Raw genomic sequence first — 14,193 nt, 5'->3', positions numbered from 1 at the left:
GTCATCGGCTTCGCCACTGGCGCGTGCCATCATCGTATCAAGTGTTTCAGCCTTGGCCACCGCATCTGCAATCGCCTTATCCAGTCTGTATCTCACCGGTTGCACCCTGAATAACGACAGGGATCTCAATCACTTCACCATCAGCCCGGATTGCGCGAACAACCAACCTGATCGTCTCTGCATCGACCGGACGTTCAATGATCGCCAAACCGCGAGCATCCATCCGGATCCAGTCAGGCAGCGGCGCGCCATCGCGCGTCACCAGCTGATATTCGGTGATCCGAGGGGCATCGTCCGCGCCAATATCGCGCATTTCGACATAGACCACACGGTCGCGCGAAATGCTCTCGATCATGACCTGATCGCTGCCGGTGTCGAGTTGCCGCACGGAGAAGCCAGTCAGCGCCTCTGGCAGGAAGTCGCCAAAGCGCGGATCGAACAGACGGTCCACACCAAAGCGTAGATCGCGAATGTGATCGATATAGCCAACCACGTCATCAATTGGATGGCCATTGGCATCGAAGCCGCCAATGCCATTCAAGGAGCGCAGGCCGTTCACAGCGTTCAGCAATGGCTGATCAACGTTGAGCGTGCCCATGCCGCCAAGCGAGCGGAAATCATTGACCGTATCGAGGATGATCAGCGGCGTGCTGATAAAGGCGTCGCTCTGATCCAGCACCCGGTCGACCGGATAAGCATCAGGAATGCCCGGAGCAGGCTCATCGCCGAGCAGGAAGCTGATATCAGCCGCAGCCTCAACCACGGTGATCGTCGCGAAGCTCTCTACAAAGCCGCCCTGACCATCAGAGATGAAGTAGCGGATCGTCACTTCGCCGAAGAAATCAGCCGGCGCAGAATAAGTGAGCGTGCCGTCAGGATTGATCACCACTTCGCCAATATCGACGAGCGCGATCACCACTTCCAGAGGATCGCCCTCTGGATCGGTCGTATTGTCGAGCACGTTGATAATCGTGTCAGTGCCGCTGATAACGGTCACGTCCTCCGGCTCATCAACCGGCGGTTCGTTGGTGTTGATCACCTCTACCGCGACGGTCGCTGTCGACGTGCCGCCATTGCCATCCGTGATGGTGTAGGTGATCGTATCCTGGCCGAAGAAATCGGGGTTCGGCACATATGTGATCGTGCCATCCGGGTTGATCGTAACCGTACCGTTGGTGGCGGTCGCGGTCGTCACCGTCAGCGGATCGCCATCGGCATCCGTGTCGTTGACCAGCACTGGAATGGTGACTTCGCTGTCCTCATTCACGCTGGTCACGTCATTGCCCGCAACCGGCGGATCATTGACCGGATTGACCGTGACGGTTGCCGTCACTGTGTCAAAGCCACCCATGCCATCGCTCACCTGATAGGTGATCGTATCGGTGCCGTTGAAGTCCGGGTTTGGCGTGTAAGTGATTGTGCCATCTGGGTTGATCGTAACCGTGCCATTCGGCGCATTGGCCGAGACAACAGTCAGCGGATCGCCATCCGGGTCATTGTCATTCGCGAGAACTGGAATGGTGACAGGTGTGTCTTCATCGGTGACTGCCGTATCTGGCTCACCAATAGGCGGATCGTTCACCGCGACAATGTCGACCGTAACCGTCGCCGTTGCCGTGCCGCCCATACCATCATCAATGGTGTAGGTGATGATGGTTGGCCCGTTGAAGTCCGGGTTAGGGACAAAGGTAATCGTGCCATCCGGGTTGATCGTAACCGTTCCATCCGGCGAAGTCGCCGTTGTCACGGTTAGCGGATCGCCATCTGCATCACTGTCATTGGCAAGCACTGGGATAGTGACCGGCTGATCTTCCGTTCCGGTTGCCGTATCATCTTCGGCCACCGGTACGTCGTTCACTGGATCAACCGTGACCGTCAGCGTCGCCGTGTCAAACCCGCCATTGCCATCAGAGATGGTGTAGGTGATCACATCGGTGCCGTTGAAGTTCTCATCCGGCGTGTAAGTGACCGTGCCATCCGGGTTGATCACAACCGTACCGTTTGGCGCGGTCGCCTCCGTAATAGTCAGCGGATCGCCATCTGCGTCGCTATCATTGGTGAGCACAGGAACGGTAACCAGCGTGTCTTCGTCGGTTGTTACCGCATCATCTTGCGCAACAGGCGGGTCGTTGACCGGCGCAACATTGACCGTAACGGTCGAAATTGCAGTGCCGCCCATGCCATCATCAATGGTATAGGTGATGGTGGCCGGTCCGTTGAAGTTCGGATCAGGCTCAAAAGTAATCGTGCCATCGGGGTTGATGGTGACTGTGCCATCTGGCGAAGTCGCATCAGTGACCGTCAGCGGATCGCCATCAACATCGGTGTCATTGGCGAGCACTGGGATGGTGACTGGTGTGTCCTCATCCGTATCCACCGTGTCAGGCGTCGCAATCGGCGCATCATTGACCGGCGCAACCACAACAGTGATCGTCGCTGTGTCGGTGCCACCCATGCCATCATCAATGGTGTAGGTGATCGTGTCGGTCCCGTTGAAATCGGGATCCGGCGTATAGGTCACTGTGCCATCTGGGTTGATCATAACCGTGCCGTTTGGCGCGGTCGCATCGATCACCGTCAGCGGATCGCCGTCCACATCAGTGTCATTGCCGAGCACAGGGATCGTAACCGGCGTGTCTTCATCGGTTGTGGTGGTGTCATTGACGGCCACCGGCGGATCATTCTCTGGATCAACTGTAACTGTGACGAGAGCCGAGGCTGTGCCGCCATTGCCGTCGCTGATCGTGTAAGAGATGGTGTCCGTACCGTTGAAATCCGGGTTCGGCGTGTAATCAATCGTGCCATCGGGCAGGATCGTGACCGTACCGTTCGCCGCAGACGCGGTGACCACAGTCAACGGATCGCCATCAGGATCGCTGTCATTGGTCAGAACATCGATGTTGGTCAATGTGTCTTCTGTAGTGGTCGCGGTGTCGTTCACCGCCACTGGAACTGGATTGGTCACAGTCCAATTAAAGATGGTGGACACGGTGCCGCCGTTGCCATCATCGGCTGTCACAGTGACTTCATAGACACCGTCACCGTTCGGTCCGCCGATCGAAGCAGATGGATCGATCGTGCCGGAAATCACGCCCGTGGCCGGATCAATCGAGAGGCCAGTTGGCAGACCGGTGGCATCAAAGGTCAGCGGATCGCCGTCAACATCGCTGAAATTGCCGGCTGTCGGCACGTTTACCACCGCGCTATCGACATTATCGCGCGGGGCAATCGGCGTCACATCCGGATCATCATTGATTGGATTGACCGTAACCGTGACGATCGCAGTCGAGGTGCCGCCGTTGCCGTCGGAGATCTCGTAAGTGATCGTGTCCGTGCCGTTGAAGTCTTCATTCGGCGTGTAGGTGACCGTGCCATCGGCTTCGATCACAACCGTACCATTTGGCGCGCTAGCCTGAGTTACAGTCAGCGCATCGCCGTCTGGGTCATTGTCATTGCCCAGCACCGGAATGTTGACCGGCGTATCTTCATCGGTGATCGCTGTGTCATCCACTGCGAGCGGCGCTGGGTTGCCAACGGTCCAGGTGAATATGACATCAACGGTGCCGCCATTGCCATCATCAGCGGTGACAGTGACTTCGTAGATGCCATCGCCGTTCGGCCCGCCTTGCGAAGCGTCCGGATCAATGGTGCCGGTGACATTGCCCGCTGCGTCAATGCTGAGGCCAGCAGGCAGACCGGTCGCCGTGAATGTCAGCGGATCGCCGTCGACATCATCAAAGCCAGGCGAGAGATCCAGAGCGACAATGTCAGCATCATCATTGATGAGCGCCGACAAAGGCGGCGCAGTTGGATCGTCATTATCCGCACCAACAGTCACCGTCACAATGGCTGTGGACGTGCCGCCCTGACCATCGGTGATCTGGTAGGTGATCGTGTCGGTGCCGTTAAAGTCTGGATCCGGCGTGTAGGCCAAGGTGCCATCAGCATTGATCGAAACCGAACCATTTGGCGCACTGGCAGAAACCACCGTCAGCGTATCGCCGTCCGGATCGTTGTCATTACCAAGCACATCAATTGACGGGATTGGCGTGTCTTCGGTGGTCGAAGCCGTGTCATCCGCGGCCGTTGGGCCAGGGTTGGTCACGGTCCAGACGAAGGTGACGTCGGTCGTGCCGCCATTGCCATCATCGGCTGTAATGGTTGTCTGATAGACACCATTGTTCACCTGGCTGGCATCGGGATCAATCGTCCCGCTGATAACGCCAGAGACGGGATCGATCGTCAGGCCGGCTGGCAGATTTGTCGCGCTGAAGGTCAGCGTGTCACCTTCGATGTCAGAGAACAATACGCCAGCGTCGATCGAGATTGCATCGCCGTCTTCATCGCCGCGATCGGGCAGCGGCGTCGCATCAGGCGCATCGTTTTCTGGCGCGATAACGATCGTCGCAACCGCAGTTGCTGGATCGCCGTTTGCATCTTCGATTGTGTAAGTGACCGTCGCCGTTCCGTTGAAATTGGGATCGGGCGTAAAGGTGATGGTGCCATCAGGATTGACCACGGCCGTGCCATTGGTCGCCTGCGCAGCGATGATGACAATTGGCGTGGTGGCATTGCCATCCGGGTCAATATCATTCGCCAGTACGTCGAGCACTTGCGGCGTGTCTTCCGTACCGACGAAGTTATCGTCAACGGCGGTCGGTGGCTGATTGTTGATCGTCCAAGTGAAGGTCGTGCTGACTGTACCGCCATTGCCATCATCAGCAGTGATCGTGACGGTGTAGACGCCGTCATTCGCCGGGCCGCCGGTCGAAGCAGTTGGGCTGGTGGTGCCGGTAACGGCGCCTGTGGCCGGATCAATCGACAGACCATCTGGCAGGCCCATAGCGGAGAAGGTGAGCGTGTCGCCTTCTGCATCGCTGAACGCTGGAGCCAGAGGCACGTTGATCGCCTCGTTATTGCCATCGGTGAGATCTGGCAGACCAATTGTCTCTGGATCATCATTCACCGCGCCAACAGTGATCGTCACGGTTGAGGTCGAGGTGCCGCCCTCGCCATCGCTGATCGTGTAGATGACCGTATCGGTGCCGTTGAAATTCGCATCCGGCGTGTAAGTGATCGTGCCATCGGCATTGATCAGAACGCTGCCATTGGCGGCATTCGCCTCTATCACGGTCAGCGTGTCGCCGTCTGGATCATTGTCATTCGCCAGAACCGGAACATTGACCGGCGTGTCTTCCGTGGTGCTGGCCGTATCAGGCGCCGCGAGTGGCGGCGGATTGTTTACAATCCACACAAAGGTCGATGTGGTCGTGCCGCCATTGCCATCATCGGCGGTGACGGTGACGGTGTAGAGGCCATTGCTATTCGGCCCGCCTTGCGATGCGTCAGCATCCAACGTGCCAGTGATGACACCATTGGCGTCAATCGACAGTCCGCCCGGCAGACCAGTGGCGGTGAAGGTGAGCGTATCACCATCAACATCGCCGAAATTGCCAGACACATCGAGCGAGATAACATCGGCGTCATCGTCGGTCTGATTGGTCGGCTGCGGGTCAGCGACCGGATCGTCATTCACCGGATCAACCGTAACAGTGACAGTCGCGGTGGTGGTACCACCCTCGCCATCGCTAATCGTGTAGGTGATCGTATCCGTGCCGTTGAAGTCTTCATTCGGCGTGTAAGTGATCGTGCCATCGGCTTCGATCACGACGGTACCATTTGTCGCAATTGCGGACGTCACCGCCAGCGCATCACCATCTGGATCGTTGTCGTTCGCCAGCACAGGGATGTTGACCGGCGTGTCCTCTGGCGTGGTCGCGGTATCATCCGTGGCCACTGGCGGCGGATTGGAGACGGTCCAGGCAAAACTGCTTTCGACAGTGCCGCCATTGCCATCATCCGCCGTCACGGTGACGGTGTAAATTCCATCACCCGCTGGCCCGCCTTGCGAGGCATCAGGATCGATCGTGCCAGTGATGTTGCCAGCCGCATCAATGCTGAGACCCGGAGGCAGACCTGTCGCCGTAAATGTCAGCGTATCGCCGTCGACATCGCTGAAGTTACCGGCAACCGGAATACTGACAGTCGCGCTGTCAATATTGGCGAGATTGGCCAGCGGCGTATCAACCACCGGATCATCATTCACCGGATCGACCGTTACAGTGACCGTCGCGGTGGAGGTGCCGCCATTGCCATCACTGATGGTATAGGTAATCGTGTCGGTGCCATTGAAGTCCGCATTCGGCGTGTATGTGACCGTACCATCAGCCTCAATCACCACCGTGCCATTTGGCGCGGTGGCAGATGTGACCGTCAGCGGATCACCGTCTGGGTCATTATCATTGGCAAGCACTGGAATGTTAACCGGCGTATCTTCGTCGGTCGTCGCTGCGTCATCCACCGCCTCTGGCGGCGGGTTGGTGACAGTCCAGGCAAAGGTCGTATCAACCGTGCCGCCATTGCCATCATCAGCCGTAACAGTGACGGAGTAGATACCGTCACCTGCGGGGCCACCTTGGCTGGCATCCGCGTCAATCGTGCCGGTAATCTCGCCCGTGTTGGGGTCGATCGAGAGGCCCGCTGGCAGGCCAGTCGCGCTGAAGGTTAGTGTGTCGCCATCAACATCGCTGAAATTACCCGCTGTCGGCAGCGATACAGTCGCGCTGTCGATGTTATCTTGCGGCGCAATCGGCGTGACAACTGGATCATCATTCACCGGATCAACCGTGACGGTCACGGTTGCGGTGGAGGTGCCGCCATTGCCATCGCTGATGGTGTAAGTGATCGTATCAGTGCCGTTGAAGTCGGGGTTCGGCGTGTACGTGACCGTGCCATCAGCCTCGATCACAACGCTGCCATTGGCCGCATCCGCAGCCGTCACAGTCAGCGGATCGCCGTCCGGATCGCTGTCATTGGCAAGCACAGGGATATTGACCGGCGTGTCTTCATCGGTGGTCGCGGTGTCATCCACGGCCTCTGGCGGCGGATTGTTCACCGTCCAAGTGAAGGTTGTATCAACCGTGCCGCCATTGCCATCATCGGCTGTCACTGTGACTTCGTACACCCCGTCACCCGCTGGGCCGCCTTGTGAGGCGTCTGGGTCAAGCGTGCCAGTGATATTGCCATCGGCGTCAATGCTGAGGCCGGGTGGCAGACCGGTGGCGCTGAACGTCAGATCATCGCCATCAACATCAGAGAAATTGCCGCTGACATCCAGCGTGACAGGCGTGCTGTCATCATTGGTTTGTGGCGCGATTGGGGCCGCAACCGGATCATCATTGACCGGGTTCACTGTGATGGTTGCGGTGGAGGTTGAGAACCCGCCATTGCCATCACTGATGGTATAAGTGATTGTATCCGTGCCGTTAAAGTCCGGGTTAGGCGTGTAATCAACACTGCCGTCCGCGTTGATTACGACGGTGCCGTTCGCCGCGGTCGCAGCGGTCACGGTCAGCGCGTCACCATCCGCATCGGTGTCATTACCGATCAGCAGTACGTTGACAGGCGTGTCTTCATCGGTGGTCGCCGCATCAGGGTTTGCAACTGGCGGATCGTTGATCGGGTTGACCGTAACCGTGACGGTCGCAGTGGCCGTGCCGCCATTGCCGTCCGAAATCTCGTAAGAGATCGTGGTCGTGCCGTTGAAGTTCGGATTAGGTGTGAACTCCAGCGTGCCATCGGCATTGATCGTAACCGTGCCATCGGGCGAGGTTGCGGTCGTGACGGTCAAATCATCGCCATCAACATCGCTATCATTGCCCAGCACACCGATGGTGACCGGCGTGTCTTCATCAGTAGTGACCGCATCATCGACAGCCACCGGATCATCATTGATCGGATTGACGGTGACGATAACCGCAGCGGTCGAGGTGCCGCCATTGCCATCATCGATCGTGTAAGTGATCGTGTCTTCGCCGTTGAAATCAGGGTTCGGCGTGTAAGTCAGCGTGCCATCGGCCTCGATCACCACGGTGCCGTTCGGCGCGCTCGCGCTGGTCACGGTCAGCGGATCACCATCGGGATCATTGTCGTTGCCGAGCACATCGACATTAACGCTGCTGTCTTCATCAACGCTCGCGGTGTCGTTCACTGCGGTTGGCGCTGGGTTGGTAACGGTCCAGACGAAGTCTTGCGAGACTGTGCCGCCATTGCCGTCATCCGCCGTCAGCGTGACGGTGTATGGGCTGCCCTGGCTTGCATCAATGTCGAGCGTGCCAGAGATGATGCCGGTCGCCGGATCAATCGACAGGCCGGGCGGCAGGCCAGCCGCCGTGATCGTCAGATCATCTCCGTCAACATCGCTAAAGAAGCTCTCCGTTGCGATGGAAACAGACTGATTGTCTTCATTGGTCACGTCAGGAATATCGACCGCCACTGGCGCATCATTCTCAGCAGTGACAGTAACGGTCAGCGTCGCTGTCGCAACGCCGCCTTGGCCATCACTGACAGTGTAGGTGACATTCGCCTCCCCGTTGAAATCCGGATCCGGCGTGAATGTGACGGTGCCATCTGCATTGACGACGACTGTGCCATTGTCCGCGCTCGCGCTGGTAATGGTCAGCGCATCCCCATCAGGGTCGCTGTCGTTGGCCAGAACCGCAACAGTAACCGGCGTGTCTTCCGGCGTGGTCGCGGCATCATTCTGCGCGATTGGCGGGACGTTTTGTATCGAATAGATGAAGGTCGTGCTGACCTCTTCACCCGATGGATCAGTCGCAGTCACGGTCACCACGAACGGCCCGTTTTGCGAGCTATCTGAGGCCAAAGTGCCGGAAATCACACCGGTTACGGGGTCAATCGACAGCGCAGGTGGCAGGCCGTCCGCGCTGAACGTCAAGGCATCGCCATCAACGTCGCTAAACGCGCTGGCGGTTGGGATAGACACAGTCTGGCTGTCTTCGCCGCTTTGGTTTGGAAGCCCGATTGTTGTCGGCCCATCATTGACCGGAGTGACGGTCACATCGACGCTGGCCGATGAGGTGCCACCTTCACCATCGTCGATTGTATAGACAATGGTATCGGTGCCGTTGAAATCTGGGTTCGGCGTGTAGACCAACGTGCCATCAGCATTGATAGTGACTGTGCCATTACCGGCCTCAGCCTCAATCACCGTCAGATCATCGCCGTCCGGATCGACATCATTGGCGAGCACCGGAATATTGACCGGCGTGTCCTCGTCCGTTGTCGCCGTATCATTTTCCGCGACTGGTGCTGGGTTCGCGACGGTCCAGGTGAAATCCTGAGAAATGGTGCCGCCGCGTCCATCATCGGCTGTCACCGTGATGCTGTAGCTGCCGCCGTTCACCTGACTCGCGCTGTTATCAATCGTGCCAGAGATAACGCCCGTATCGGGATCAATCGTCAGACCTGCAGGCAGGCCAGTCGCTGTAAAGGTGAGCGCATCGCCATCCGGATCGCTGAATGCGCCCGCAACTGGCAGGTTGATGTCTTGCGCATCAAGGTTGGTCTGATCACCGATAGAGCCGCTGATCTCTGGCGTATCATTGATGTCATTGACCACGACCGTAACGGTCGCAATCGACGTGCCGCCATTGCCGTCAGAAATCTCGTAAGTGATCGTGTCCGTGCCGTTAAAGCCCGGATTGGGCGTGTAGGTGACCGTGCCATCAGCGTTGATGACAGTGGTGCCGTTCTGCGCGTCAGCCGACGTCACCGTCAGCGGATCGCCGTCTGGATCACTGTCATTGCCGAGTACATCAATCGTGACTGGCACGTCCTCATCGGTCGAGGCGTTGTCGTTGACTGCCCCTGGTGGAGGGTTCCCAACATTGAAAGTGATTGTCTCGGTTGTCGTGCCGCCATTGCCATCGTCAACAGTGATGGTCGCGGTGTAGACCCCGCCATTGGTCTGGCTGGCATCCGGGGTGATTGTGCCGGAGATGACGCCTGTATCAGGGTCAATCGTGAGACCCGGCGGCAGATCAGTCGCACTAAAGGTGAGCGTGTCGCCGTCAACGTCGCTGAATGCATCCGCAACCGGCACAGAAACCGTATCGCCATCCAGCGCGTCAACCGGCGGGATCGGGGTCGAATCTGGATCGTCATTTTCTGGCGCAACTGTAACGGTAACAGTCGCCTCAGACGTGCCGCCTTCGCCATCGCTGATGGTGTAAGTGATGGTCGCCGTACCGTTGAAATTGGCGGGCGGAACAAAGTTGATCTGATTGCCGACCAGCGTTGCCTGACCAACGGAAGAGAATGCGGAAATAACCGTCAGAACATCGCCGTCGGGATCGCTGTCGTTTGGCAAGACATCGATCAGAACAGGCGTGTCTTCCGTGGTGCTGGCGGTGTCATCCGCCGCGATTGGTGCAGGGTTGGTAACCGTCCAAGTGAAGTCCTGATCCGCGCTTTCGCCTGCCAGATCGGTCGCTGTCACCGTGATATTATAAACGCCGCCCGTGCCGCCAGTGCTCGCAGAATTGTCGATTGTGCCGGTAATCTCGCCCGTGGCGCTGTCAATCGACAGGCCCGGTGGCAAGCCAGCCGCGCTGTATGTGAGCGTCGCATCATCGCTATCGGCAAAGCCGCCAGCGGTCGCCACAGAAATCCCGCCATCGGCATCGAGATTGGTCTGCGCTGGCAAAGTGCCAACAGGAACAGGCGGATCATTGACCGCGCCTACTGTAACTGTGACGGTCGCCTGAGAGGTGCCGCCCTCGCCATCACTGATTGTATAGGTGATGGTGTCAGTGCCGCTGAAATCAGCATTCGGCGTGTAAGTCAGCGTTCCGTCAGCGTTGATAACAACAGCGCCGTTGGGCGCGGTGGCCGAAACAACGCTTAGATCATCGCCATCCGGATCATTGTCATTGGCCAGAACCGGGATGTCGACGGCCGTATCTTCGTCGGTGTTTGCCGTATCATTGGTCGCCGTCGGTGCAGGGTTGCTGACCGTCCAACTGAAGTTCTGGATGGCTGGCGTTCCGCCCATATTATCCGTCGCAGAAACAGTAACATTGTAGACGCCTGCTGCGCCGCCTTGGCTGGCTGAATTATCAATCGTCCCGGTGATCTCACCGGTCGAAGAATTGATGCTAAGCCCCGGAGGAAGACCAGTTGCAGAGTACACCAGATTGGTGCTGTCTACGTCCTCAAATCCGCCCGCAGTGTCCACGCTGATACCGGCGTCGGCATCATCATTCACTTGCGGCGGCAGTGAACCGGTAGCGACCGGATCATCATTTTGCGCGTTCACAAACAAGCTAACAGTGGCCGTGCTTGTGCCGCCCTCGCCATCACTGATGGTGTAAGTGATGGTTTCCGGGCCGCTGTAATTGGCGTTCGGCGTATAAGTGATTGTACCGTCGGCATTGATGATCACAGTGCCGTTCGGCGCGCTGGCCGAGACGACGGTAAGATCGTCACCATCAGGGTCTTGGTCATTGGCCAGTACGTTGAAAGTAGCGGACGTATCTTCGAGCGTAGAGCCGCCGTCATTGTTGGCCTGAGGCGCAGGGTTGGTGACGGTCCAGCTGAAGTTTTGCTCTGCCGTCAGACCGCCGGAATCGGTGGCAGTCACAACAACGTCGTAAACACCGCCAGAGCCGCCCTGGCTCGCGGAGTTATCGATATTGCCCGTGATAAACCCAGTGTTTGGATCGATTGAGAGCCCGGCTGGCAGGCCAGTCGCGCTGTAAGTCAGGCCGTTTGGATCTTCGGCATCGCTGAACCCGCCAGAAACATTGACGAAAATGCCTTGCTGCGCATCAATATTGGTTTGCGGCGGCAGATTGCCATTGGTGGTCGGATTGTCATTAACTGGATCAATCACAATCGGAACGGTCGCCGTAGATGTCCCGCCGCGGCCATCGCTAATCGTGTACGTGATGGTGTCTGTTCCGCTAAACCCTGCGTTCGGCGTGTAGTTCAGCGTGCCATCAGCATTGATCGTGACTGTACCGTTGCCGGCATTGGCACTGATCACGGTCAGCGTATCGCCATCACCGTCAAAATCATTACCAAGCACGTCAATGCTGTTGACCGGCGTATCTTCGTCGGTCGTAATCTGCGTGTCATTGACCGCAGTTGGCGGATCATTGACCTCGAGCACATTGATGGTCGCGGTTGCCACGTTTGAACTCAACGAAGCGTTTTCGAAACTGATATCAATTGTGCGCGGCGTCTCAACCGGACGCTCACCCGCCGTTAGGAATGTTATCGCCTGCAGCGCATTTTCATAGGAATTCGCGCTGCCATTTCCGGTGATAATGATTTCAGTCGCGGTCCGGGTGTAGCTGAGGCCGCCACCCAAAGAACCAGAGGCTGCATTCGAACCATTGACGAGCAACTCATCGCCAGCGAGAGCATTGGTCAAAGTGATGGTCGCGCCGGTGACCGACCCATTTGGGTTTTGCACATCAACATCGTTGTCGACGATGGACACGCCCGCGCCATTTTCGACGTAAGTGTTCGTATAAGCAGACCCGCCAGCCGTGCTGTCGTTGCCATCCAAATCAAGCCGCGGAATGGAAACCGTCGTCCCGCCAGTGCCTAGGTCAAAATCAGCATCGCCATCGTGTCGGAAAAACGCGCCAGTGAAACCACTTGCAAGGTTGTATTCAATGGTAAAACTGTTGGTGTCGAGCCAATTGAAACGTGCAGCCGATGGCAATTCGCCGTCCTCATTCGCAGATCCAGACGCAGTAACCTCGCCAGGCACGGAAGTATCAAACAGAACGCGCGAACCATTTGCCGCCTCAAAGGAAGACAACGTATCCGTGTCAATTACCAGAAACTCACGCGTTTCTGGGCCGCCATTGCCATCAATATCCGCGACTGTGAAGTTCACATCCACGTTTGCAGGCGCGCCGGTTGCGCTAAAGAAAATGTCCCAACGGATTGCAGTCGTTCCGAGCGTTGATCCATCTCCCTTGCGGAGAAACACCCCGAAGTCATCCCCAGGCCCGCTGAATTGCACATTGTCACCCGGCGTCAGCGACAAAATAGTAGCCCGCACACTGATTTGCTGGCCATTGACGGTCGCTACATCGAACCAAGTCGCAGATGACCCAACAGTTGTCAGGCGGGTGCCATCCGCCACCTGATTGCCGTTCTCATCAAAAACATCGAATGCGCCCGTTACGAATGCCGCGGGCGCCAGCAAGCCAGCCCATTCGCGCGCCACGAGCGAGGCCGTTTCAACCACGCCCAGCCGGTTTTCGAGCGTCCAATCGCCGCCGCGAGCAATGCTCCCGGTATCATCGATAGACGCCGCAATGTCAGCGCCAGTGATCGCAGCCAGATTGTTGAGCAGTGCCTGACCATCGGCATCACTGCCGACGTCACAGCCGTAAATCAGGATATCCCCGTCAGCTGAGAGTTTTGAGCCGATCGAAGCGAAAGCAGATGCGAGCTCACCGGTCAGCGATGCGTTATCAATCCGGGTGTCGCCCAGCCAAAACATGCCGTCTTCGCCGTGGCTAACGAAATGGATCGCGCCAATATCACTTGCACCGGCAAGCGCGGTGAGAACCTGATCTACGCCGTCACTATTGCCATCCACGAAGACAATCGTGCCGCGACCCTCCCAGATCTCGGCCAGCTGCTCGTAATTTTCGACGCTGGTGTCGATGAAGATAAAGTCGTTAGGCACTTCACCAGAGGCAGCAGTAACCGCATCATCAGAAGGCTCTGCGAAGAAACCATCAGCCAGCGCGCGCTCTGCGCCATACATGGCCGTTGCCCGGTCATCACGCGCGGCATCTATAATTGCGCGCGGTGTGCTGCCTTCGCGCAACTCGTCGTCGACTTGAATCTCTGGATATAGCCCTGCGTTACCCTCAGACCGGTTGCCAGAGAGAAGTCCGACAGGCTGAGCGGATAGGCCTGAACCGTCGCCATCACCAAGGCTTGAAGAAGTATCACCGCGTACATCAAGGTTTACGGGCGCAACGCTCGCCTCGTTGAAAGTGTATTCACCGGGCGCAGCGGCCATCGGGCCAATGTCCGCAGTGACAGCCGTAACTACCCCCGCGCCATCGAACATCATCCGTGGTTCAAGCGCCAGAATGTGACGACTTACAGCCTGTTTTTTTGTCATGCGCGACCTGACCCCATATTCACAAGCCTACCCCAAATTCATGGCTGAACGTTGCGATGCATTTCTCACTTTACAATCAAAACAGTATCATAGTGAAACAGCTTTGGCACCAGCGAACAGGGGTGAGAAGTTGTAAAATTACGTTAAACCGGGGCAAACTGACTGCAAAA

1 protein-coding gene is annotated in these 14,193 nt (G+C 57.5%); it reads right to left on the bottom strand.

From position 1 onward, the window contains the following. Positions 1-76: 76 nt before the first annotated feature. Positions 77-14,023: an Ig-like domain-containing protein gene (locus tag AC0V6M_RS08955; RefSeq protein WP_486138474.1), complete on the bottom strand. Its 13,947-nt coding sequence runs from the start codon at positions 14,021-14,023 to the stop codon at positions 77-79. Between the last annotated feature and the right edge of the window lie 170 nt (positions 14,024-14,193).

Source organism: Erythrobacter sp. JB3-1, from assembly GCF_057364995.1.
This window is presented reverse-complemented; position numbering and strand designations above follow the sequence as displayed.